This window comes from Antarcticimicrobium sp. (genome assembly GCF_029212575.1).
Taxonomy (GTDB): Bacteria; Pseudomonadota; Alphaproteobacteria; order Rhodobacterales; family Rhodobacteraceae; genus Antarcticimicrobium.
Window position 1 is genome coordinate 39570 of the sequence record NZ_JARGPK010000014.1, and the last position, 22452, is coordinate 62021.

General features: G+C 64.1%; 22 protein-coding genes. 17 read left to right on the forward strand and 5 right to left on the reverse strand.

Annotated elements, in window-relative coordinates:
- Positions 1-41 precede the first annotated feature (41 nt).
- From P1U75_RS02455 to P1U75_RS02525, 15 genes are all read left to right on the forward strand, one after another.
- The gene (locus P1U75_RS02455; RefSeq protein WP_300239372.1) at positions 42-455 is read left to right on the forward strand and encodes a DUF5333 domain-containing protein; all 414 of its coding nucleotides are present in this window, start codon (positions 42-44) and stop codon (positions 453-455) included.
- A gap of 3 nt (positions 456-458) precedes the next feature.
- Positions 459-2474: an NADH-quinone oxidoreductase subunit NuoG gene (nuoG, locus tag P1U75_RS02460; RefSeq protein ID WP_300239375.1), complete on the forward strand. Its 2016-nt coding sequence runs from the start codon at positions 459-461 to the stop codon at positions 2472-2474.
- The gene (locus tag P1U75_RS02465) at positions 2471-2860 is read left to right on the forward strand and encodes a hypothetical protein (protein ID WP_300239378.1); all 390 of its coding nucleotides are present in this window, start codon (positions 2471-2473) and stop codon (positions 2858-2860) included. The genes nuoG and P1U75_RS02465 overlap by 4 nt, the downstream gene beginning before the upstream one ends.
- A gap of 6 nt (positions 2861-2866) precedes the next feature.
- A complete protein-coding gene (gene nuoH, locus P1U75_RS02470) occupies positions 2867-3904 on the forward strand; it encodes an NADH-quinone oxidoreductase subunit NuoH (RefSeq protein WP_300239380.1) in 1038 nt (345 codons plus the stop codon).
- A 2-nt stretch (positions 3905-3906) separates the two neighbouring features.
- On the forward strand, positions 3907-4401 hold the full coding sequence (nuoI, locus tag P1U75_RS02475) for an NADH-quinone oxidoreductase subunit NuoI (RefSeq protein ID WP_300239382.1): 495 nt from the start codon (positions 3907-3909) through the stop codon (positions 4399-4401).
- A complete protein-coding gene (locus P1U75_RS02480; protein WP_300239385.1) occupies positions 4398-4811 on the forward strand; it encodes a carboxymuconolactone decarboxylase family protein in 414 nt (137 codons plus the stop codon). The genes nuoI and P1U75_RS02480 overlap by 4 nt, the downstream gene beginning before the upstream one ends.
- A complete protein-coding gene (locus P1U75_RS02485; protein ID WP_300239388.1) occupies positions 4808-5410 on the forward strand; it encodes an NADH-quinone oxidoreductase subunit J in 603 nt (200 codons plus the stop codon). The genes P1U75_RS02480 and P1U75_RS02485 overlap by 4 nt, the downstream gene beginning before the upstream one ends.
- Positions 5411-5414: 4 nt before the next feature.
- Positions 5415-5564 carry a hypothetical protein gene (locus tag P1U75_RS02490; protein WP_300239391.1) on the forward strand — a complete coding sequence of 50 codons (150 nt, stop codon included), beginning with the start codon at positions 5415-5417 and terminating at the stop codon, positions 5562-5564.
- 83 nt (positions 5565-5647) lie between these two features.
- Positions 5648-5953 carry an NADH-quinone oxidoreductase subunit NuoK gene (gene nuoK, locus P1U75_RS02495; protein WP_282094509.1) on the forward strand — a complete coding sequence of 102 codons (306 nt, stop codon included), beginning with the start codon at positions 5648-5650 and terminating at the stop codon, positions 5951-5953.
- Between the two features lie 6 nt (positions 5954-5959).
- On the forward strand, positions 5960-8071 hold the full coding sequence (gene nuoL / locus P1U75_RS02500) for an NADH-quinone oxidoreductase subunit L (protein ID WP_300239395.1): 2112 nt from the start codon (positions 5960-5962) through the stop codon (positions 8069-8071).
- Positions 8071-9612 carry an NADH-quinone oxidoreductase subunit M gene (locus P1U75_RS02505; RefSeq protein WP_300239398.1) on the forward strand — a complete coding sequence of 514 codons (1542 nt, stop codon included), beginning with the start codon at positions 8071-8073 and terminating at the stop codon, positions 9610-9612. Before nuoL ends, P1U75_RS02505 begins: the two co-directional genes overlap by 1 nt.
- 13 nt (positions 9613-9625) lie before the next feature.
- Complete coding sequence (gene nuoN / locus P1U75_RS02510) at positions 9626-11065, forward strand: NADH-quinone oxidoreductase subunit NuoN (protein WP_300239400.1); 1440 nt, start codon at positions 9626-9628, stop codon at positions 11063-11065.
- A 66-nt stretch (positions 11066-11131) separates the two neighbouring features.
- Complete coding sequence (locus P1U75_RS02515; protein WP_300239402.1) at positions 11132-11881, forward strand: biotin--[acetyl-CoA-carboxylase] ligase; 750 nt, start codon at positions 11132-11134, stop codon at positions 11879-11881.
- Positions 11882-11900: 19 nt separating this feature from the next.
- Positions 11901-12677, forward strand: a complete 777-nt coding sequence (locus P1U75_RS02520) for a type III pantothenate kinase (protein WP_300239404.1) — start codon at positions 11901-11903, stop codon at positions 12675-12677.
- Positions 12677-14347 (forward strand): ribonuclease J, encoded by a 1671-nt coding sequence (locus P1U75_RS02525; protein ID WP_300239407.1) that lies wholly within the window; start codon positions 12677-12679, stop codon positions 14345-14347. The genes P1U75_RS02520 and P1U75_RS02525 overlap by 1 nt, the downstream gene beginning before the upstream one ends.
- Positions 14348-14423: 76 nt before the next feature.
- On the opposite strand, the gene P1U75_RS02530 is transcribed toward P1U75_RS02525, so the two are convergent.
- Positions 14424-14741 carry a hypothetical protein gene (locus P1U75_RS02530; RefSeq protein WP_300239409.1) on the reverse strand — a complete coding sequence of 106 codons (318 nt, stop codon included), beginning with the start codon at positions 14739-14741 and terminating at the stop codon, positions 14424-14426.
- Positions 14742-14927: 186 nt separating this feature from the next.
- Positions 14928-16382, reverse strand: coding sequence for a DEAD/DEAH box helicase (locus P1U75_RS02535; protein WP_300239411.1), 1455 nt, complete (start codon positions 16380-16382; stop codon positions 14928-14930).
- A gap of 401 nt (positions 16383-16783) precedes the next feature.
- Between P1U75_RS02535 and P1U75_RS02540 the strand changes: the two genes are divergently transcribed.
- Positions 16784-18370, forward strand: a complete 1587-nt coding sequence (locus P1U75_RS02540) for a calcium-binding protein (RefSeq protein ID WP_300239413.1) — start codon at positions 16784-16786, stop codon at positions 18368-18370.
- A 10-nt stretch (positions 18371-18380) separates the two neighbouring features.
- On the opposite strand, the gene P1U75_RS02545 is transcribed toward P1U75_RS02540, so the two are convergent.
- Genes P1U75_RS02545 through P1U75_RS02555 form a run of 3 tightly spaced genes read right to left on the reverse strand, consistent with a single transcriptional unit; the run spans position 18381 to position 21934 of the window.
- A complete protein-coding gene (locus tag P1U75_RS02545; RefSeq protein ID WP_300239415.1) occupies positions 18381-19316 on the reverse strand; it encodes a glycosyltransferase family 2 protein in 936 nt (311 codons plus the stop codon).
- Positions 19313-20323 carry a glycosyltransferase family 2 protein gene (locus tag P1U75_RS02550; RefSeq protein ID WP_300239417.1) on the reverse strand — a complete coding sequence of 337 codons (1011 nt, stop codon included), beginning with the start codon at positions 20321-20323 and terminating at the stop codon, positions 19313-19315. The genes P1U75_RS02545 and P1U75_RS02550 overlap by 4 nt, the downstream gene beginning before the upstream one ends.
- A gap of 3 nt (positions 20324-20326) precedes the next feature.
- Complete coding sequence (locus P1U75_RS02555) at positions 20327-21934, reverse strand: peptide chain release factor 3 (RefSeq protein WP_300239420.1); 1608 nt, start codon at positions 21932-21934, stop codon at positions 20327-20329.
- A gap of 153 nt (positions 21935-22087) precedes the next feature.
- On the opposite strand from P1U75_RS02555, the gene P1U75_RS02560 reads away from it, so the two are divergent.
- The gene (locus P1U75_RS02560) at positions 22088-22447 is read left to right on the forward strand and encodes a nuclear transport factor 2 family protein (RefSeq protein WP_300239422.1); all 360 of its coding nucleotides are present in this window, start codon (positions 22088-22090) and stop codon (positions 22445-22447) included.
- Positions 22448-22452: the final 5 nt, after the last annotated feature.

Sequence of the window (22452 nt, forward strand, 5' to 3'; positions counted from 1 at the left end):
CTGTGGCCTGTGCTGAACGCTCCATATTGGAGGGTTCCGCCATGTCGTTTCTGTCTGCCGTTCTGATTTCCGCCACCTTGCTGCTGGGGCTGCCTGCCGGGGCCGCCGCGGCCAAGCCGCCGCTGCGCGAGGTGCCCGAGATTGCCGACGGCATATTCATGATTGTTGTCGCAAACGAGATTCGCCGCAAATGCGACGATATCGGCGGGCGGCTTCTCAAGGGGATCGCCCGGATCCGCCGGCTCAAGGCCCGGGCGAACGATCTGGGCTATTCCGACGGCGAGATCCGCGCGCTGCTCGACTCCAAGGCGGAAAAGGCCCGGATGATCGAGCGCGGCAGAACATACATGGCCAGCAAGGGGCTGGATTACGACACACCGGGCGATCTGTGCCGGCTGGGTCGGTTGGAAATCGAGAATAACAGCGCAATCGGCGCGCTACTGAGGGCGAGATAGACCATGTCTGACCTGCGCAAAGTCAACATCGACGGAACCGAGATCGAAGTGGACGGGGCCATGACCCTGATCCAGGCCTGCGAACAGGCCGGGGTCGAGATTCCGCGGTTCTGTTATCACGAGCGTCTGTCGATCGCCGGCAACTGCCGGATGTGCCTGGTCGAGGTGGTCGGCGGCCCGCCGAAACCGGCGGCCTCCTGCGCCATGCAGGTCAAGGACCTGCGCCCGGGGCCCGAGGGTCAGGCCCCCGTGGTCAAGACCAACTCGCCCATGGTCAAGAAGGCCCGCGAAGGGGTGATGGAGTTCCTGCTGATCAACCACCCGCTGGATTGCCCGATCTGCGACCAGGGCGGCGAATGCGATCTGCAGGATCAGGCGATGGCCTATGGCGTCGACTTCTCGCGCTTCCGCGAGGCCAAGCGCGCGGTCGATGACCTGAACCTTGGCCCGCTTGTCGAAACCCACATGACGCGCTGCATTTCCTGTACCCGCTGCGTGCGCTTCACCTCCGAGGTGGCCGGCATCACCCAGATGGGCCAGACCGGGCGCGGCGAGGATGCCGAGATCACCTCCTACCTGGGCGAGACGCTGGACAGCAACCTGCAGGGCAATATCATCGACCTCTGCCCGGTGGGGGCGCTGACGTCGAAACCCTATGCCTTTACCGCGCGCCCCTGGGAACTCACCAAAACCGAGAGCGTGGACGTGATGGATGCGCTGGGATCGAACATCCGGGTCGATACCAAGGGGCGCGAAGTGATGCGCATCCTGCCGCGCAACCATGACGGCGTGAACGAGGAATGGATTTCCGACAAGACCCGCTTTGTCTGGGACGGGCTGCGGCGCCAGCGGTTGGACAAGCCCTATATCCGTGAGAACGGCAAGCTGCGCCCGGCCACCTGGCCGGAGGCGCTGGACAAGGCCGCCACCGCGATCAAGGGCGCCGACAAGCTCGCCGGTCTGGTCGGCGATCTGGCCCCGGTCGAGGCGGCCTTTGCGCTCAAGCAACTGATCGAGGGGCAGGGCGGTGTCGTCGAATGCCGCACCGATGGCGCCCGGCTTCCTTCCGGCAACCGCTCGGCCTATGTCGGCACCGCGGCGATCGAGGATATCGACGCATCCAGGGCGATCCTGCTGATCGGCACCAACCCGCGCGATGAGGCGCCGGTGCTCAACGCCCGCATCCGCAAGGCCTGGATCAATGGCGCGGCGGTCGGGCTGATCGGCGAGGCGGTCGATCTGACCTATGACTATACCCATGTGGGCAGCGACCGTGCCGCGCTGGATGCGGCGGCGGCCAATGCGCATGACATGGCCGACAAGAACCCGGTGATCGTGCTCGGCCAGGGCGCCATCCGCGAGGCCGACGGCGCCGCGGTGATCGCCAAGGCGATGCAGATGGCCGAGGCCACGGGGTCGAAACTGCTGGTACTGCACACCGCAGCGGGCCGGGTCGGCGCGATGGATGTGGATGCCACCGCCGAGGGCGGCATGGAGGCGGTCAGTTCCGCCGACGTGATCTACAACCTCAGTGCGGACGAGGTCGAGATCGGCGAGGGCGCCTTTGTCATCTACCAGGGCAGCCACGGCGATCGTGGCGCGCATCGGGCCGACGTGATCCTGCCCGGCGCCGCCTATACCGAGGAGCCGGGGCTTTTCGTCAATACCGAGGGGCGCCCGCAACTGGCGCTTCGGGCGGGCTTTGCCCCCGGCGAGGCCAAGGAAAACTGGGCGATCCTGCGGGCGCTGTCGGGCGAGCTGGGGGCCGCGCTGCCCTATGACTCGCTGGCGCAGCTGCGCCAGGCGCTGGTCGCAGAGGTGCCGCACCTGGCCGGAATCGGCAGCGTGCCGGAGAACGCCTGGCAGCCGCTGGAGGCCGCCCCGCTGGGCAAGGCCGATTTCCGCAACGCGATCCGCGATTTCTACCTGACCAACCCGATCGCCCGCGCCTCGGCCCTGATGGCCGAGCTGAGCGCCAATGCGGCTGCGCGAAAATCCGGGAAACTGGCGGCGGAATGATCCGGGCGATGCTCATATCGCCCCTGGTGCTGGCGGCCTGCGCAATGCAGCCCGGCGGCGCGGTGACGCAGCAAATCGCGCCGGAATACCGCGGCGTCGAGACCCGCCTGCTCGACGGCGATCTGGTGCAGTTCACCGTCGCGATGACCGGCGCCGGCGACAATGCGGACGTGGATGCCTATGCCGAATGCGCGGCGGCGCAATACGCGCTGATCCGTGGCTACGGTTTTGCCCGGCATCTGCGCACAAATGTACAAGAAGAGGGTGGCGTGTGGTCGGCAGATGCTGTTTACACCATCTCGCCATCGCTGCCCCGCGGATTGCGCAATCTCGACGCCGAGGTTGTTGTTGCGCATTGCGCGGAGAACGGAATACCCACGGTGTGAGGACCTATGGCTGAATTCTTTTCCACCCCGGGCGGCATCGCCATCCTGATCCTGGCGCAGGTGCTTGCCGTCGTCGCATTCGTCATGATCTCGCTTCTGTTCCTGGTCTACGGCGACCGCAAGATCTGGGCGGCGGTGCAGATGCGGCGCGGGCCCAATGTGGTCGGCGTCTACGGGATCCTGCAATCGGTGGCAGACGCGCTGAAATACGTGGTGAAAGAGGTGGTGGTGCCGGCCGGGGCCGACCGAGCCGTCTTTATCCTCGCGCCGCTGACCTCCTTCGTGCTGGCGATGATCGCCTGGGCGGTGATCCCGTTCAACGACGGCTGGGTCCTTTCGGACATTAACGTGGCCATTTTGTACGTTTTCGCGGTCTCCTCGCTCGAGGTCTACGGCGTGATCATGGGCGGCTGGGCGTCGAACTCGAAATACCCGTTCCTCGGCTCGCTGCGCTCGGCCGCGCAGATGATCTCTTACGAGGTGTCGATCGGGCTGATCATCATCGGGGTGATCATCTCCACCGGCTCGATGAACTTTTCCCATATCGTCGAGGCGCAGGACGGTCGGTTCGGGTTCTTCAGCTGGTACTGGCTGCCGCATCTGCCGATGGTGTTCCTGTTCTTCATCTCGGCGCTGGCCGAGACCAACCGCCCGCCCTTCGATCTGCCGGAGGCGGAATCGGAACTGGTTGCGGGGTATCAGGTGGAATACTCCGCCACGCCCTTCCTGCTGTTCATGGCCGGGGAATACATCGCCATCTTCCTGATGTGCGCGCTGACCTCGCTGCTGTTCTTCGGCGGCTGGCTGTCGCCGATCCCGGGCATCCCTGACGGCGTGCTGTGGATGGTCGGCAAGATGGCGTTCTTCTTCTTCCTCTTCGCGATGGTCAAGGCGATCACGCCGCGCTACCGCTATGACCAGCTTATGCGGCTGGGCTGGAAAGTGTTCCTGCCGTTCAGCCTGGTCTGGGTGGTCTTCGTATCCTTCGCCGCAAAATTCGACTGGTTCTGGGGCAGCTTTGCCCGCTGGGCCACGGGGGGCTGACAATGACGCAGATCGATTATACCCGCGCCGCCAAATACTTCCTTTTGGCCGACTTCTTCGTCGGCATGAAGCTGGGGCTGAAATACTTCTTCGCGCCCAAGGCGACGCTGAACTACCCGCACGAAAAGGGTCCGCTCTCCCCGCGATTTCGCGGCGAGCACGCGCTGCGCCGCTATCCCAACGGCGAGGAACGCTGCATCGCCTGCAAGCTCTGCGAGGCGGTCTGCCCGGCGCAGGCGATCACCATCGATGCCGAACCGCGCGAGGATGGCAGCCGCCGCACCACGCGGTACGACATCGACATGACCAAATGCATTTATTGCGGCTTCTGCCAGGAGGCCTGCCCGGTCGATGCCATCGTCGAGGGACCGAACTTCGAATTTGCCACCGAGACCCGCGAAGAGCTGTTCTACGACAAGCAGAAACTGCTTGAGAACGGCGACCGCTGGGAGGCCGAGATCGCCCGTAACCTGGAGTTGGACGCGCCCTACCGATGAACGACACGCCCAGAAACCCCTTCGAGGCCATGATGAAGCAGGCCCAGGACATGGCCCGGGCCTTCAACCCGGCGCTGGAGAACTTCAGCCCGAAGGGGTTCGAGGCGCTGTGGCCGACCATGCCGAAGGACGTGATGGAGCTGATCTTCGGGAACGCCTTCAACAAGGGCGGGCTGGATGCCAGGACACGGCTGCTGCTGACGCTGGCGGGGCTGACCTGCCAGGGGGCGCAGGCCGATACGGCGCTGCGCCAGACGGTGCGCCATGCCATCGCGGCGGGTGCGAAGAAACAAGAGATCGTGGAAACGATCGGCCAGATGTCGGTGTTTGCCGGCATTCCGGCCATGACCCGGGCGCTGGAGCTGGCGCAGGAGGCCATGGGCGGCGAGAACGAGGATGACGAAGCATGAGCGTGTTTGCCTTTTATCTGTTCGCGATCAGCGCCGTCGTTGGCGGGCTGTTCACGGTGATCAGCCGCCAGCCGGTGCATTCGGTGTTGTGGCTGATCCTGTCCTTCATCTCTTCGGCGGGGCTCTTTGTGCTGCTGGGGGCGGAATTCGTCGCCATGCTGCTGGTGATCGTCTATGTCGGCGCCGTGGCGGTGCTGTTCCTGTTCGTGGTGATGATGCTCGACGTCGATTTCGCCGAGCTCAAGGCCGAGATGGCCCGCTACATGCCGCTGGCGCTGCTGGTCGGGCTGATCATCCTGATGCAGTTCGTGATGGCCTTTGGCGCCTGGGAGGCGAATTCGGCCGCCGAGGGGCTGCGGGCGCAGCCGATTCCGACGGACATGCACAACACCGAGGCGCTGGGCGCGATCATTTACGACCAGTATTTCATCCTGTTCCAGCTGGCGGGGCTGATCCTGCTGGTGGCGATGATCGGGGCGATCGTGCTGACGCTGCGCCACCGCCAGGACATCAAGCGGCAGGACATTCTGGCGCAGATCTACCGCGATCCGGCCAAGGCGATGGAGTTGCGGGACGTCAAGCCGGGGCAGGGGTTGTAACGCGATGGAGCTGATCGGCCTTGCCCACCTTCTTTTCAGCAAGGTGGGGATTTTCGGGGTCGCGCTGATATGGGGTTTGAAACTGGCAGTGAGCTGGACGCTCTACCGCTGGTGGAAGATCAAACGCACCGCGGTGGCGGTGATCAAGGACTAGGCCGGGCGCGATGATCCGGCAGGCCCCGGTGCAACCGGGACCGACAGACAAGGAACGAACGGGCGCGGGCCCAGAGGGACGACATGATCGGACTTGAACATTATTTGACCGTCGCGGCGACGCTGTTCGTCATCGGAATCTTCGGGCTGTTTCTGAACCGCAAGAACGTGATCATCCTGCTGATGAGCATCGAGTTGATGCTGCTTGCGGTGAACATCAACCTTGTGTCGTTCTCCAGTTTTCTGGGCGATCTGGTGGGCCAGGTCTTTACCCTGTTCGTGCTGACAGTGGCCGCCGCCGAGGCCGCCATCGGGCTGGCGATCCTGGTCTGCTTCTTCCGCAACCGCGGCACCATCGCGGTCGAAGACATCAACGTGATGAAGGGGTAAGAGATCATGGAAACCATTATCCTGCTTGCCCCATTGGTGGGCGCCGTCCTGGCCGGCTTCGGCTGGAGGGCGATCGGCGAGACCGCCGCGATGTGGGTGACGACGGGCCTGTTGTTCCTGTCCTGCGTGCTGAGCTGGATCGTCTTTCTCAGCTTCGACGGGGTCACCCAGCATATCGAGATCCTGAAGTACATCGAGAGCGGCACGCTTTCGACCTCCTGGTCGATCCGGCTGGACCGGCTGACCGCGATCATGCTGATCGTGGTGACCACGGTGTCCGCCTTTGTGCATCTCTACAGCTTTGGCTACATGGCGCATGATGCCAATTTTCGCGACAGCGAGAGCTACAAGCCGCGTTTCTTCGCCTATCTGTCGTTCTTCACCTTTGCCATGCTGTCGCTGGTGACCGCCGACAACCTGGTGCAGATGTTCTTCGGTTGGGAAGGGGTCGGCGTGGCCTCTTACCTGCTGATCGGGTTCTACTACCGCAAACCCAGCGCCAACGCGGCGGCGATGAAGGCTTTTGTCGTCAACCGGGTGGGCGATTTCGGCTTTGCGCTGGGGATCTTCGCGCTGTTCTTCCTGAGTGACAGCATCCTGTTCGACGATCTTTTCGCCGACATGCCGGTTCTGGCCGAGACCAAGCTGACCTTCCTGTGGGGCGAATGGACCGCGACCGAGGTGATCGCGGTGCTGCTCTTCATCGGCGCGATGGGCAAGTCAGCGCAGCTGATCCTGCACACCTGGCTGCCCGACGCGATGGAGGGCCCGACGCCGGTGTCGGCGCTGATCCACGCCGCGACCATGGTGACCGCGGGCGTGTTCCTGGTCTGCCGGATGTCGCCTTTGATGGAGTTTGCGCCCCATGCCGCCGGTTTCGTCACCGTGCTGGGGGCGACCACCGCGTTTTTCGCCGCGACCGTGGGGCTGGTGCAGACCGACATCAAGCGCGTGATCGCCTATTCGACCTGTTCGCAGCTGGGCTACATGTTCGTGGCCGCCGGTGTGGGCATGTATTCGGCGGCGATGTTCCACCTGCTGACGCATGCCTTCTTCAAGGCGCTGCTGTTCCTCGGGGCCGGTTCGGTCATCCACGCGATGCACCACGAGCAGGACATGATGAACTATGGCGGTCTGCGCAAGAAGATCCCCTATACCTATTGGGCGATGATGATCGGGACGCTGGCGATCACCGGGGTGGGAATTCCGCTGACCCAGATCGGGTTCGCGGGCTTTCTCAGCAAGGACGCCATCATCGAAAGCGCCTGGGCCGGTGGCTCGGGTTACGGGTTCTGGCTCCTGGTGATTGCCGCTGCGATGACGAGCTTTTATTCTTGGCGGCTGATCTTCCTGACCTTCTTCGGCGAGGCGCGCGGAGACAAGCATACCCACGACCACGCCCATGAGAGCCCGATGACCATGCTGGTGCCGCTGGGCGTTCTCAGCCTGGGCGCGGTCTTTGCGGGGATGCTGTGGTATGGCAACTTTTTCGGTCATGCCGATCAGGTCGGCAAGTTCTACGGTATTCCGGTGGTGCAGGCCGGCGCCCATGAGGAGGCGGCCGCCGAAGGCGCCGCCCACGACGAAGCGGCCACCACCCATGGCGAAGACACCGGTCACGCCGCCGATGCGGGCGAACACCACTATGTCTTTGCCGGGGAACCGGGGCAGGGCGCGATCTACATCGCGCCGGACAACCAGGTGCTGGACGATGCGCACGCGGCACCGAAATGGGTCAAGGTTTCACCCTTTGTCGCCATGGTGCTGGGCCTGCTGATGGCGGTCTGGTTCTATATCGTGAACCCGTCGCTGCCCGGCCGGCTGGCCGAGAACCAGCGGCCGCTCTACCTGTTCCTCAAGAACAAGTGGTATTTCGACGAGATCTATGACGCCGTGCTGGTCAAGCCGGTCCTGATGCTGGGTCGGCTGCTGTGGAAGCGCGGCGACGGCAGCGCCATTGACGGGTTCCTCAACGGTGTCGCCCTTGGGATCATCCCGTTCTTTACCCGGCTTGCCGGTCGGGCGCAGTCGGGCTTCATCTTCACCTATGCCTTCTGGATGGTGCTGGGGATCGCCGCCCTTGTCACCTGGATGTCGATCGGCGGAGGAGCGCACTGATGGACAACCTTCTTTCGATTGTCACCTTCATCCCGGCGCTGGCCGCGCTGATCCTGGCGTTGTTCCTGCGGGGCGAGGACGCGGCGGCGCAGCGCAACGCCAAGTGGGTTGCAATGTTTGCCACATCGGTCACCTTCCTGGTGTCGCTCGCGATCTATTCCGGCTTTGATCCGGCCGATACCGGATTCCAGATGGTGGAAGAGGGCGAATGGCTGCTGGGGCTGAAATACAAGATGGGCGTGGATGGCATCAGCGTTCTGTTCGTCCTGCTGACCACCTTCATCATGCCGCTGAGCATCCTGGCGAGCTGGCAGGTCAAGACCCGCGTCAAGGAATACATGATCGCCTTTCTGCTGCTGGAAACGCTGATGCTGGGCGTGTTCATGGCGCTGGATCTGGTGCTGTTCTACCTGTTCTTCGAGGCGGGGCTGATCCCGATGTTCCTGATCATCGGCATCTGGGGCGGCAAGGACCGGATCTATGCCAGCTTCAAGTTCTTCCTCTACACTTTCCTCGGCTCGGTGCTGATGCTGGTTGCGATGGTGGCGATGTTCGCCGATGCCGGCACCACCGATATCGAGATGCTGCTGGCGCATGAGTTCGCCTCGGACGGTTTCTCGGTGCTGGGCTTCCATGTGCTCGGCGGGATGCAGACGCTGCTGTTCCTGGCCTTTTTCGCCAGCTTCGCGGTCAAGATTCCGATGTGGCCGGTGCACACATGGCTGCCGGACGCGCACGTCCAGGCGCCGACCGCCGGATCGGTCGTGTTGGCCGCGATCATGCTCAAGATGGGCGGCTATGGCTTCTTGCGGTTCAGCCTGCCGATGTTCCCGGTCGGCTCCGAGGTGATGGCGCCGCTAGTGCTGTGGATGAGCGCGATCGCGATTGTCTACACCTCGCTGGTGGCGCTGGTGCAGGACGACATGAAAAAGCTGATCGCCTACTCGTCGGTGGCGCACATGGGCTTTGTCACCATGGGCATCTTCGCCGCCAACCAGCAGGGGCTCGACGGGGCGATCTTCCAAATGGTCAGCCACGGGTTCATCTCTGCCGCGCTGTTCCTCTGTGTCGGCGTCATTTATGACCGCATGCACACCCGCGATATCGACGCCTATGGCGGGTTGGTGAACCGGATGCCGGCCTATGCGCTGGTGTTCATGTTCTTCACCATGGGCAATGTCGGCCTGCCGGGCACCTCCGGGTTCATCGGTGAATTCCTGACCATGATGGGCGCCTTCCAGGTCAACACCTGGGTCACAGCCGTGGCGGCCTCGGGGGTGATCTTCTCGGCGTGTTACGCGCTCTGGCTCTACCGGCGGGTGGTGTTCGGCGACCTGATCAAGGAAAGCCTGAAGACCATCCAGGACATGTCCGCGCGCGAAAAGTGGATCTTTGCCCCGCTGGTGGCGATGACCCTGCTGCTGGGCGTCTACCCGTCGCTGGTGACCGACATCATCGGACCCTCGACCACTGCCCTGATCGATAAATTTGACACTGCGCTGGCCGCGGCCGAGGCCGCCACCCAGCACGCCTCGAACTAAGGGAGCCGGACAGATGATCCAGGCCGATCTCACCGTTATCCTGCCGGAAGTCGTTCTGGCGGTTTACGCCATGCTGGCGCTGATCGTGGCGGTCTATACCTCCAAGGACCGGCTCGCACCGACGCTGGTCTGGACCACGGGGGCGCTGATGGCGCTTCTGGGGCTGTGGATCATGACAGGGCCGGGCGGCACCCGTGCGGCTTTTGGCGGCATGATCCTGGACGACGGGTTCGCCCGCTTCGCCAAGGTGGCGATCCTGTTCTCGGCCGCCGCCGTCCTGGTGATGAGCCAGGAGTACATGTCGCGCCGCGGTCTGCTGCGGTTCGAGTATCCGCTGCTGGTGACGCTGGCCGCGGTGGGCATGATGGTCATGGTCAGCGCAAGCGACCTGATGGTGCTCTACATGGGGCTGGAGCTGCAGTCGCTGGCGCTTTACGTCGTGGCGGCGCTGCGCCGCGACAGCGTGAAATCGACCGAGGCAGGGCTCAAGTACTTTGTGCTCGGCGCGCTGAGTTCGGGTCTGCTGCTCTACGGGGCGTCGCTGGTCTATGGTTACGCGGGCACCACGCTGTTCAGCGGCATCATCCAGACCGCGCAGCATGGTTCGGTTTCGGTGGGCCTTCTGTTCGGGCTGGTGTTCCTGATCTCGGGCATGGCTTTCAAGGTTTCGGCGGTGCCGTTCCACATGTGGACGCCGGATGTCTACGAGGGGTCGCCCACGCCGGTGACCGCGTTCTTCGCCACCGCGCCCAAGGTTGCCGCGATGGCCCTGATCGCGCGGGTTCTGCATGACGCCTTCGGCAATGCCGTGGCAGACTGGAGCCAGGTGATCGCGCTGCTGTCGCTGCTGTCGATGTTCCTCGGCGCCGTGGCCGCGATCGGCCAGCGCGACATCAAGCGCCTGATGGCCTATTCCTCGATCGCGCATATGGGCTATGCGCTGATGGGACTGGCGGCTGGCACCGCCTTTGGCGTGCAGTCCATGCTGATCTACATGGCGATCTACGTGACCATGAACCTTGGCACCTTTGCATTCATCCTGATGATGGAAAAGGACGGCAAGCCGGTGACGGACATCCGCGCCCTGAACATGTATTCCAAGCGCGAGCCGGGCAAGGCGCTGGCGATGCTCATCCTGATGTTCTCGATGGCCGGCGTGCCGCCGATGCTGGGCTTCTTCGGGAAGTTCTATGTGCTGCGCGCGGCCTATGAGGGCGGGCTGGCCTGGCTGGCCATCGCCGGTGTGGTCGCCTCGGTGATCGCCGCCTTTTACTATCTGCGCATCGTCTACTACATGTATTTTGGCGAGGAGGGCGAAGAGCTGGACACCCATTCCTCTCCGGTGCTCTGGGTGGTGCTGACCGGCGCCGCGGCGATGATGCTGCTGGGCATTGTCAACATGTTCGGTGTCGAGGGGGCGGCCGCGGCCGCGGCGGCAACGCTTGTCAACTGATCCCTTTCAGAAGGTGCGCGGCCGCCGGAGCGCTCTGGCGGCCGTATCCGTTCCGGGGCAGGGCGCATGACGGACTGGCCGGATGGTTACGGGCGCCGTGTGCTTGACGAGGTGGACAGCACGCTGAACGAGGCGGCCCGGATCGCGCCGGACCTCGCGGCGCCGGAATGGATCCTGGCCCGCCGCCAGACCGCGGCGCGCGGTCGCCGAGGCCGCGGTTGGGTCAGCCCCACCGGCAATTTCGCCGCCACGCTGGTCCTGCGCCTGGACGGCCCGGCGCAGCAAGCGGCCCTGCGCAGTTTCGTCGCCGCCCTGGCGCTGTTCGATGCCTGTGTCGCGGTGACCGGGCGGCCCGACGGGTTTTCGCTGAAATGGCCCAACGACGTGCTGCTGAATGGCGGCAAACTGGCCGGCATCCTGTTGGAGAGCGCAGGAGGCGGTGGTGGGGCGATGCCGCTGTTCATCGGCGTAGGTGTCAACCTGTCCGAGGCACCGCCCGCCGATCTGGTCGAGGCGCGCGCGCTGCTGCCGGTGTCGCTGGCCGGGGAAACCGGAGTCCGGGTCGGCCCCGAGGATTTCCTGACCGAACTGGCCGCCGCCTATGCCCGGCATGAGGCGCAGTTCGCATCCTTTGGCTTTGCCCCGATTCGCGAGGCCTGGCTGTCCCGCGCGGCGCGGCTGGGGCAGCAGGTCACGGCGCGCACCGGCAATGCCGAGACGGTCGGCACCTTCGAGACGGTGGACGCCGAGGGGCAGCTTGTTCTAATGACCCCGGCAGGGCGGGTGCGCATTCCTGCGGCCGACGTCTTTTTCTGAAACGCGAGGGGGAAGACCCATGCTTCTGGCCATCGACTGCGGCAACACCAATACCGTGTTCTCGATCTGGGACGGTGAGACATTCCTTTGTACCCTGCGCACCTCGACCCACCACGCGCGCACGGCGGATGCCTATTTCACCTGGTATTCGACGCTGGTGAAACATTATCAGATCGAGGCGGATATTACCGAGGTGATCATTTCGTCGACCGTGCCGCGGGTGGTGTTCAACCTTCGGGTTTTCGCCGACCGTTTCTTTGGCTGCCGCCCGCTGGTGGTGGGCAAGCCCGAATGCCTGCTGCCGCAACAGCCGCGTGTCGATGCCGGAACCCAGGTCGGCCCCGACCGTCTGGTCAATTCCGCCGGTGCATTCGACCGGCATGGCGGCAACCTGATCGTTGTAGATTTCGGAACCGCCACTACATTCGACGTGGTAGGCCATGACGGCGCCTATGTGGGCGGCGTGATCGCGCCAGGGGTGAACCTGAGCCTCGAGGCGCTGCACATGGCCGCGGCGGCCCTTCCGCATGTGGATATCGCCAAGCCCCAGCGCGTGGTGGGCACCAATACGGTGGCCTGCATGCAATCGGGCGTGTTCTGGGGCTATGTCGGCCTGGTGCGCGAAATCTGCGCCCGGATCAAGGCCGAGCGTGACCAGACCATGAAAGTGATCGCAACCGGCGGGCTGGCGCCGTTGTTCCAGCAGACCGAGGCGCTGTTTGACGTCTTCGAAGATGATTTGACGATGCACGGGCTGACCGTGATCCATCGCTACAACAAGGAAAACGCTACGTAATGAGTGGTAAACAACGATTGATCTACCTGCCCCTGGGCGGGGCCGGCGAGATCGGCATGAACGCCTATGTCTACGGCTATGGCGCGCCGGGAAAGGAACGCCTGATCCTGGTGGATCTGGGCGTGACCTTTCCCGATATGGACGGCTCTCCCGGGGTTGATCTGATCCTGCCCGACGTCACCTGGCTGAAGGACCGCGCCGACCGGTTGGAGGGGATCTTCATCACCCACGCGCATGAGGATCATGTCGGCGCGGTCGGCCATTTCTACCGCGACCTCGGCGCGCCGATCTATGCGCGTGCCTTCACCGCCAATATCGCGCGCGGCAAGATGGACGAGTTCGGCCATCCGGAAGAGGCGGTGCGCACGGTTTCGGCCTGGCCCGAGCAGGTCGAAGCGGGTCCGTTCAAGGTGGGCTTCCTGCCGGTGTCACACTCCATCCCCGAAAGCGCAGGCCTCGTGATCGACAGCCCCGAGGGCCGGGTGATCCACAGCGGCGATTTCAAGCTCGACCCCGATCCGGTAGTGGGCGAACCGTTTGATCCCGAACTTTGGGCCGAGGTGGCAAAGCCGGGGGTGCGAGCGCTGATCTGCGATTCCACCAATGTGTTTTCGCTGCACCCGGGGCGCTCGGAATCCGAGCTGGGCCCGGCAATCGAGGAGCTGGTGTCGAACGCCGGGGGTATGGTGGTGGCGACCACCTTTGCCTCCAACGTCGCGCGGGTCAAAACGCTGGCCGAGGCGGGCGAACGCGCCGGGCGGTCCATCGTTCTGCTGGGGCGCGCGATGCGGCGTATGATCGAGGCGGCGGTCGAGACCGGCGTGCTGCGGTCCTTCCCCAAGGTGATCAGCCCGGAAGAGGCGAAGGACATCCCGCGCGATCATCTGCTGTTGCTGGTGACTGGCAGCCAGGGCGAACGGCGAGCGGCCAGCGCGCAGCTTGCGCGCGGCAAGTACCGTGGGCTGGAACTGGCCGAGGGCGACCTGTTCCTGTTCTCGTCCAAGACCATTCCGGGCAACGAGCGCGGCGTGATCCGCATCATCAACCAGCTCAGCGAGAAGGGCGTCGACGTGGTCGATGACAGCTCCGGGGTTTACCACGTCTCGGGGCACCCCAACCGGCCGGACCTGGAGCGGTTGCACCAGATCGTGCAGCCGCAGATGCTGATCCCGATGCATGGCGAGCATCGCCACCTGCGCGCCCATGCCCGCCTGGGCGAGGCGCAGGGGATCGCCTCGGTGGTTGCGGTCAACGGGATGATGCTGGACCTGTCGGGCAATGCCCCCAAAGTGGCCGAATACGTCGAGACCGGGCGCACCTATCTGGACGGGTCGGTCAAGATCGGGGCGCTGGACGGGATCGTGCGCGACCGCATCCGCATGGCGCTGAACGGGCACCTGGTGGTTTCGGTCGTGATGGACGAGCAGGACGAGCCGATCGACGGCGCCTGGGTGGATGCCATGGGGCTGGCTGGAACCGGCACCTCGAACGCGCCGCTGGTGGATGTCCTGGAAGAGGACCTGCGGCAGTTCCTTGGCCGGGCCGGGCGCAAGACCCTGACCGATGACGACAAGCTGGAAGAGGGGTTGCGCCGGGTCGCACGGCAGAGCGCGCTGGCCGAGATCGGCAAGAAACCCGAAGTCACGGTGGTGGTCAGCCGGCTGGGCTGACAGTCGCGTCGTCCGTCGTCTTATGCAAAGAAACGGCGCAGCAAGCTGCGCCGTCCAGGCTTTCGACAGATCAGATTCAGTTTCGGCTAACCGATGCGCCCCCGCCGGAGTGCGAGGCGTCGGAAACACCGCCGCCGCCCAAGGTCGCTGTCGGGAACCAGCCCCCTCCGACGATCCTGTTCTTCTTGACCTTGAGCACCTTCGTCTTGGCTTTGCCGCCATAGCTGTAGGTAACTTTGGCCGCTTTGTCGTCGATTGCGTGAATTTCGTACGTACCAGTTTTCCCGTTGCCCCAGGTCATGTTATAGCTGCCGACAACGGATTGATCGGCGGACATGGCTTGTGCTGCAAACAGCAAGCTGAAACCAGCGGCGGCGATAATTTTTTTCATCATGTTACCCAGTCCATTTTCACTAAAAGAAAAAGGGCAGCTCCGACAGAAGCTGCCCAAGTTAAAAACTAGTGAGATGGGGATGACGCGTCAAACCGGATTACAACCCAAAGCTAATGAAAGCCTTGGCGATTCTTTCCCTGCGTTGGCTGCAACACCTTTGCGTGAAGGCCGAACGCTCTCAGCGTGTCAGCCGGCGCGGCGATCATCGAAGCTGAGCGCGATGAAACTGGGCATGTGATCGCCCATGCCGACCACGTTGCTGCTCTTCCTGTCGCCCCGGTCGCTGCGGCTGCGCGCGCTGCTGGATTTGCGCGACGGCTTGGGGCCGCGATCTTCGTCACGGGCCGCGGGTTCGGGCGCGGGGTCACGAGGCGCCGGTTGGGGCCTGGCTGCGGGCGCCTCGGCCGGGACCTCCGCCGCGCTTTCCTTCTTGGAGCGGGGCGATTTCGCCGGTCGCGGCACGGACTCTTCCGCCGGTTCGGGGCGTGCGGAGCCCAGCGGGTTTTCCAGCCGCGGAATTTCCTTTTCCACCAGCCGCTCAATCGCATCCAGCGCCTTTTCGTCGCGCGGAACGCAGATCATCATCGCCTTGCCGTCGCGTCCGGCACGGCCGGTGCGGCCGATCCGGTGCACGTAATCCTCGGCATGGCCAGGCACGTCGAAGTTGAACACATGGCTGACGCTGGGTACGTCCAGCCCGCGCGCGGCCACGTCCGAGGCGATCAGGAACCGCAGCGATCCCTCGCGGAAGCCGTCCAGGGTGCGCGTGCGCTGGCTTTGGTCCAGATCGCCGTGGATCGGGGCGGCGTCATAACCGTATTGCTTGAGCGATTTCGCGACGATATCCACATCCGTCTTGCGGTTGCAGAAGATGATCGCGTTGGTGCATTTGTCGCCCTCGCCGTCGATCATCGCGCGCAGCAGCTTGCGTTTCTCGCTGGCCTCGCGGTCCTTGCGCGACGCCTTGAAGATCACCACGCCTTGCTCGATGTTTTCGGCGGCGGTGGCCTGGCGGGCGACCTCGACCCGGTCGGGGTTGGACAGGAAGGTGTTTGTCAGCCGCTCGATCTCGGGCGCCATGGTGGCGGAGAAGAACAGGGTCTGCCGGGTGAAGGGCGTGAGCGAGAATATACGCTCGATATCGGGGATGAACCCCATGTCGAGCATGCGGTCGGCCTCGTCCACGACCATGATCTCGATGCCGGTCAGCAGCAGCTTGCCGCGCTCGAAATGATCGAGCAGCCGTCCCGGCGTGGCGATCAGAACATCGACGCCCTTGTCGATCAACGCATCCTGCTCCTTGAAGCTGACGCCGCCGATCAGCAGCGCCTTGGTCAGCTTGACGTGCTTGGAATAGGTATCGAAGTTCTCGGCCACCTGGGCAGCGAGTTCCCGTGTGGGACACAGCACAAGGCTGCGCGGCATGCGCGCCCGCGCCCGGCCGCGCGCCAGCAGGGTGATCATCGGCAGCGTGAAGCTGGCGGTCTTGCCGGTGCCGGTCTGGGCGATGCCCAGCACGTCGCGACCCTGGAGCGCGGGCGGGATCGCCCCCGACTGGATCGGTGTGGGCGTTTCATAGCCGGCCTCTTCGATGGCCTTGAGAACCTTCGGGTTGAGATTCAGATCAGTAAATTTTGTCATGTGTTTCCGCGTTTCGCGGACATCGACATGGCCCGCGCGTCTGGTGTGGGCCGGACCCGGATGGTCCCGCGTCTTGCGCATGATAGCCCTGCACGCCGCATAGCAAAAACCCGAGGGCCGGTCAAACAGAGTCACCACACGCGGGCAATCGCCGCAGGATTGGGGGCATTTCGAAACAATAAAGTGAAATTTCCAGAACTGTTCGCGAACCGATAACGTCCCGGCTGGCGGCGGAGTGTCGGGCCATAAAGCTGTTTCGGCGCGGATGTACAGATATTCTGAAATTAGCATTTCTTCTCGTCAACCTCCTGCCGTACACTTCGGGTCGTGGCGGGTTCGGGACCAGGGGATTGGCACCTGCAACAGCGGACACGACGCCGCGACGCGGACGGGAGGACCACATGGCGACGATAACCGGAACTACCGGGACGGACGTTTTGTCCGGAACGCCGGGGGACGATCTGTTCCAAACCGATGGCACGGACGTCGCGGGCGAGGCCGACATTCTCAGCGGGCTCGATGGTGCCGATACCTATTTCGCATCGGGCGGGACGTACCGCGCCTATGTGATCGACGATCGGGGCGCCGACGGGGCCCGCGACGCGATCATCGGGGCGGGGGCGATGTATCATTCCGCGAGCCTCGGCTACCAGGGCTGGGCCACAGCGTCGCGTCTGGGTGACGATCTGATCATTCATCTGCCGCACCGGCCATACCGGTTTCACAAGCCGGGGCTGCCATCCTACGATTTCACCATCGTCGATCATTATGCGGGCACCGGGGTCGAAACGCTCGAGGCTGGGGGGGTGGTGTTTCGGCTGGCCACCGAGGAAATGGGTTCTGCAGAGGCCGACATCATGGCAGGCGGGCGCACCGCAGACGATCTGCGTGCGCGGGGCGGCGATGATTTCGTATTCGGCAACGCCGGCAATGACCGGCTGCGGACCGGCACCGGCGACGATGTGGCCTTTGGCGGACGCGGCAGGGACAAGCTGCTGCTCGGCAGCGGTGATGACCGGGCCTTTGGTGGCGGCGGGAGAGATGTCATCTCAGGTCAGACCGGGCACGACTGGATCGATGGTGAGGCCGGCAACGATGTATTGCGCGGCGGCGGCGGTAACGACTGGCTTATCGGCGGCGACGGCAGGGACCGACTGGTTGGCGACAGCGACGACGATTTTCTCGATGGCGGGGCGGGCGACGATGTGCTGATCGGCGGCGATGGCGCCGACACCTATATCGTTTCCGCCTATGGAGATGCCGGCGAAGCCGGGCTCGACCGAATCATCGACAGGGGCACCGCCGGGAGCTGGAGCAGCCACGACGTGATCGACCTGCGCGGCATCTACGGCCCCTCGGGCGGCTCGGTGGCCGAAACCTTTGCCGCCTTGCGATTCGCCCGGAGCGGCAACGATATGGTGATGGAGGTCAAGGCCGGCGACGGTGCGCATGTCACCGTGGTCAACATGTTCAAAGAGGGCCAGCACGACAAGTTCTTTATCGAGGAACTGTCGATCAACGGCGCCTATTGGTCACCGATGACCTTCATGTTCCTTGACGGGGCGGTGACGGAAATCGGCGATGACAGGTCCATCTTTCTGACCTACGGCGCCAAGATGAACGAGATCCTGTTCGGCGGCGCCGGCGGCGACCAGATCTTCGGCGGAACCGGCACGAATTTCATCTGGACCGGTGGTGGTCGCGACGTTCTGATCTACAAGGTGGGCGACGGCGAGAGCCTGGGCAGCTACGGCGGCGGGGTGTCGCGCGATATCGTGGAGGATTTCGACATCACCCGCGACAGGCTGGATTTCACCGAGGTTGCCAAGGATATCAGTGCGGGCTTTGCCGATCTGGTGATCGGGTCGGATGCGGACGGCGATGCCACGATCTATCTCGATACCGGGAATTGGGAGGTCGCCGACATCTCCATCGAATTACGCGGAGTGGATGCGGGCGACGTGACTGCGGATCTGTTCCTGTTCTGAGACCTGGCGTTCAGCAGAAATCGGGGAAATGTTTCCGCCGCTTGGCGTCGAGGTCGAGGTCGCAGCGGTGCAGCAACCCGTCGGCCTCCAGCGCGCCGCGCAGGGCGGGGGTATCGGCGCACATCTCGTCGTAAAAGGCGCGCAGCCCTGCCTCGCCCTCGGAGGTCTCGATCTCGCGCAAAACCTCGTGCAGGGTCAGCCCGCCCTTGTCGCGGGGTCGGGCCGGGGCCAGTTCGGCGCGGTAAGACCCATGCGCGAGCCGGTAGCGAAAGGCGGCGATCCAGTCTTCCCAGTTCTTGGCGTGGCGATGCAGCAGGAGGGTGCCAGGCAATTCGGTTTCTCCGGGGTTCATCCGGTCCCCCTGAAAGACGTTGTGGATCTTGACCACCAGCGGCTCAAGCCCGGTGCGCACAAAGAGTTTTCCAGCCAGATGGCTGAGAAAGCCGCCCTTCACATGCGGCCCGAAGCGGGGATAGAGGCGCGCGACGATGGCGTCGCGGCTGGGGCCCGAGGGGATGAAGCCCTTGAACAGGGTGCCGTCCCCGGCCAGAGCCTCGGCCGGGCGGATGCGGGCGCAATTGACCGTCTGGGGCAGGGAGACGAGACGCTCGGTCATGGGGCCATCAGGCCAGAGGAATTCGTCCACATCGATGTGGATCAGCCAGTCCACCTCGTGGCCCTTGCGATGATAGGCGTCGGTGGCGTTGGCGGTTTGCCGGGCCTGGTGCTTGGCCGGGCGTTTGACGCCCAGCCGGCGCCAGTGGCCGTCGTCGCAGCTGAAGACGCGGATCTTGGGATGCGCCTTGAGCGCGGCCTGCGCCTCAGGGTTTGGGGCGTCGAGATAGATAAACAACCGGTGCGCCCCGAGGTCGAGGTGGTGGGCCGCGAAATCGAGGATCTCGCGCGCCGGGGCCTTGATGGTGGCGACAAGGCCCCAGGTCGTCATGCGCCGTGCTCCCCTTTCGGCAGGTCGCCGAACCAGCGCGCGACTTTCTCGTCAAGGTCAAGCCGCGCCGTCAGCAGCATATCATGCGCCGCCAGCCGGTCCAGCAGGCGCGGCGAGGCGACGCTCAGTTCATCGTAGAAACGGCGCAGCCCGGGTTCCCCCTCGGCCTCTAGAACCAGATCCAGAACGTCGCGCAAGCGCATGCGGTCACGCAGTTTTTCCCGGTACGATCCCTTGTCCATCCGAAATGCCAGGTGACGCCGGAACTTTTCCCAGGACGGGGCATGGGCATGGCCAACATGCACCTCGTCCAGGATCTCGCCATTGCTAATCTGGGTGCCCTTGTACAACACGCCGTGGATGCCCAGCCGGATGCCCCGCAACCGGGTCCGGGTGATGTTCTTGCCGCCGGTGTAGCCAAGGAACCCCTCGGGCACATAGGCACCGAACTCCGGGTAGATGTCGGCAAGCTCTCGCTTGGTCAGCCCCCGTTCCCGGCGGGTCAGCTTGAAATGCGCCGGGCCGGACCACGGATCGGGTTGCGCCAGCAGCTCCGCCGGGCGGGCGCGGGCATAGGCGGCGTCGTCAGAGACCCCGGCAAGGATGTCGGCCATGGGGCGCCGGGTCAGCAGGAACTCATCGACGTCGATATGGGCCAGCCAGTGCAGGTCGGACGTGCGGTAACAGCGCGAGGCGTTGTAGACCTGCCGCAACTGGTGGGTGCGGCGCGCCCGTTCCGGGCGGCCCTGCCAATAGGCGTCATCGCATTCGGTAAGGCGCACGGCCGGGAAGGGCGCGAAAAACGCCATCACCTGCGGGTCGGGCCTGTCGAGAAAAATGTGGATTTCCGCAGCGCCCAGATCGAGGTGATAGGCGGCGAAACGGGCGATGTCGCGCAACGGCGCCTTGATGGTCGAGACGGTGCCCCAGCGCAGCCTGGCCGGGTCGCGCTCCACCCGGTCCGGCGGGACCGGCAGGTGCAGGCGGGGCGCGTCCGGGTCCGGCACCAGCTACACCATCATTTCCTTGGTGGCGCTGAGCGTGAGCTCGGGGTGGTCACGTTCGATCCGGTCGATGTCCCATTGCAGCCGGGTCAGATAGACGATGTCGCCGTCATGATCATGCGCGATGTGCTGCTTGTTGGCATTCACGAACTTGTCGATGGCCTGCTTGTCGCCGCTGACCCAGCGGGCCGAGGTGAACTGGCTGGGCTCAAAACGCACGGGCAGGCCGTATTCCATCTCGATCCGGCTGGCCAGAACCTCGAACTGCAGCGCGCCCACGACCCCGACGATGAAGCCGGAACCGATCGAGGGCTTGAACACCTTGGCGGCGCCCTCCTCGGCGAATTGCATCAGCGCCTTTTCCAGGTGCTTGGCCTTCATCGGATCGCCCGCGCGGCAGGTCTGCAACAGTTCCGGCGCGAAGGAGGGGATGCCGGTGACGCGGATCTGTTCCCCCTCGGTCAGGGTGTCGCCGATGCGCAGCTGGCCGTGGTTGGGGATGCCGATGATGTCGCCGGCCCAGGCCTCTTCCGCCAGTTCACGGTCGGAGGCGAGAAACAGCACCGGGTTTGAGATCGCCATCGGTTTCTTGGACCGCACATGCAGCAGTTTCATGCCGCGTTTGAAATGCCCCGAGGCGAGGCGCACAAAGGCCACCCGGTCGCGGTGCTTGGGGTCCATGTTGGCCTGCACCTTGAAGACAAAGCCGGAAACCTTTGCTTCCTCGGGCAGGATCTGGCGCGGGCTTGCCTTTTGCGGTTGCGGTTCGGGGCCATAGGTGCCGATGCCGTCCATCAGTTCCTTGACCCCGAAGGAGTTGATGGCCGAGCCGAACCAGATTGGTGTCATGTGCCCCTCGAGCACCGATTGCGAGTCGAGCGCGGGCAGCAGTTCGCGCGCCATCTCGACCTCTTCCTTGAGCTGCTCCAGCAGGTGCGCAGGCACGTGCTCGGCCAGTTTCGGATCGTCGAGCCCGTTGATCTCGATGGATTCGGCCACCTTGTTGCGGTCGGCGCGGTCCATCAGTTCCAGCCGGTCGCGCAGCAGATCATAACAGCCCATGAAATCGCGCCCGACGCCGATCGGCCAGCTTGCCGGGGTTACGTCGATGGCGAGGTTTTCCTGGATTTCGTCGATGATGTCGAAGGTGTCGCGGCTTTCGCGGTCCATCTTGTTGCAGAAGGTCAGGATCGGCAGGTCGCGCAACCGGCAGACCTCGAACAGCTTCTGGGTCTGGCTTTCCACCCCCTTGGCGCCGTCGATCACCATCACCGCCGCGTCCACCGCGGTCAGTGTGCGATAGGTGTCCTCGGAAAAGTCGGAGTGGCCCGGCGTGTCAACGAGGTTGAAGCGGAAGGTCTTGAAATCAAACGACATCGCCGAGGCCGAGACCGAGATCCCGCGGTCCTTTTCCATCTGCATGAAGTCCGACCGCGTCCGCCGCGCCTCGCCCTTGGCGCGGACCTGGCCTGCCATCTGGATGGCGCCGCCGTAGAGCAGGAATTTCTCGGTCAGCGTCGTCTTGCCCGCATCCGGGTGCGAGATGATCGCAAAGGTGCGGCGCCGCGCGATCTCGGGCGGCAGGGTGGGGCGGTTTGAGGCGGTGTCCAGCATGAGCGCGCGTATAGGTAAGGTTTGCGAAGGAGGCAAGAAAATCAAGGCAAACAGGCGCGCTTGCTCCGGTTTGACCGGGGGGGCGGTACTGGCTTGGTCGAATCGGCAGAACATGAGAGGATGTGAACATATAGTGAACAACTGGAGGGTGTCATGGAACTGAAAGCGATTGCCGAAGAACTGGTCGCAGGCTGCCGGGAGGGGCGGGCGCGGGAGAATCTGGAACGGCTCTATGCACCGGGCGCGGTCTCGATCGAGGCGGCGGACATGGGCAACGGGCGCGAGGCCACGGGGCTGGACGCGATTCGCGGCAAGCACGACTGGTGGGAAGAGGCCATGGAGGTGCTGGACGGCGAGGTGATCGGGCCGATGCTGCATGGCGACGACCGTTTCGCGGTCATCTTCCGCATGAAAGCCAAGGAGAAAGCCACCGGCGAGATTTCGGAGATGCAGGAGGTGGCGGTCTATTCGGTCGCCGATGGCAAGATCGTGCGCGAAGAGTTCTTCTACTGATCCTG

Excerpts from the sequence above, each read along its gene's own strand:
- P1U75_RS02520 (WP_300239404.1), top strand. The coding sequence starts at position 11,901 with ATGCTTCTGGCCATCGACTGCGGCAACACCAATACCGTGTTCTCGATC.
- P1U75_RS02555 (WP_300239420.1), bottom strand. The coding sequence starts at position 21,934 with ATGCTGGACACCGCCTCAAACCGCCCCACCCTGCCGCCCGAGATCGCG.
- P1U75_RS02515 (WP_300239402.1), top strand. The coding sequence starts at position 11,132 with ATGACGGACTGGCCGGATGGTTACGGGCGCCGTGTGCTTGACGAGGTG.
- P1U75_RS02535 (WP_300239411.1), bottom strand. The coding sequence starts at position 16,382 with ATGACAAAATTTACTGATCTGAATCTCAACCCGAAGGTTCTCAAGGCC.
- P1U75_RS02455 (WP_300239372.1), top strand. The coding sequence starts at position 42 with ATGTCGTTTCTGTCTGCCGTTCTGATTTCCGCCACCTTGCTGCTGGGG.
- nuoH (WP_300239380.1), top strand. The coding sequence starts at position 2,867 with ATGGCTGAATTCTTTTCCACCCCGGGCGGCATCGCCATCCTGATCCTG.
- nuoG (WP_300239375.1), top strand. The coding sequence starts at position 459 with ATGTCTGACCTGCGCAAAGTCAACATCGACGGAACCGAGATCGAAGTG.
- nuoK (WP_282094509.1), top strand. The coding sequence starts at position 5,648 with ATGATCGGACTTGAACATTATTTGACCGTCGCGGCGACGCTGTTCGTC.
- nuoI (WP_300239382.1), top strand. The coding sequence starts at position 3,907 with ATGACGCAGATCGATTATACCCGCGCCGCCAAATACTTCCTTTTGGCC.
- P1U75_RS02560 (WP_300239422.1), top strand. The coding sequence starts at position 22,088 with ATGGAACTGAAAGCGATTGCCGAAGAACTGGTCGCAGGCTGCCGGGAG.
- P1U75_RS02480 (WP_300239385.1), top strand. The coding sequence starts at position 4,398 with ATGAACGACACGCCCAGAAACCCCTTCGAGGCCATGATGAAGCAGGCC.
- P1U75_RS02465 (WP_300239378.1), top strand. The coding sequence starts at position 2,471 with ATGATCCGGGCGATGCTCATATCGCCCCTGGTGCTGGCGGCCTGCGCA.
- P1U75_RS02490 (WP_300239391.1), top strand. The coding sequence starts at position 5,415 with ATGGAGCTGATCGGCCTTGCCCACCTTCTTTTCAGCAAGGTGGGGATT.
- P1U75_RS02540 (WP_300239413.1), top strand. The coding sequence starts at position 16,784 with ATGGCGACGATAACCGGAACTACCGGGACGGACGTTTTGTCCGGAACG.
- P1U75_RS02485 (WP_300239388.1), top strand. The coding sequence starts at position 4,808 with ATGAGCGTGTTTGCCTTTTATCTGTTCGCGATCAGCGCCGTCGTTGGC.
- P1U75_RS02505 (WP_300239398.1), top strand. The coding sequence starts at position 8,071 with ATGGACAACCTTCTTTCGATTGTCACCTTCATCCCGGCGCTGGCCGCG.
- nuoN (WP_300239400.1), top strand. The coding sequence starts at position 9,626 with ATGATCCAGGCCGATCTCACCGTTATCCTGCCGGAAGTCGTTCTGGCG.
- P1U75_RS02545 (WP_300239415.1), bottom strand. The coding sequence starts at position 19,316 with ATGACGACCTGGGGCCTTGTCGCCACCATCAAGGCCCCGGCGCGCGAG.
- nuoL (WP_300239395.1), top strand. The coding sequence starts at position 5,960 with ATGGAAACCATTATCCTGCTTGCCCCATTGGTGGGCGCCGTCCTGGCC.
- P1U75_RS02525 (WP_300239407.1), top strand. The coding sequence starts at position 12,677 with ATGAGTGGTAAACAACGATTGATCTACCTGCCCCTGGGCGGGGCCGGC.
- P1U75_RS02530 (WP_300239409.1), bottom strand. The coding sequence starts at position 14,741 with ATGATGAAAAAAATTATCGCCGCCGCTGGTTTCAGCTTGCTGTTTGCA.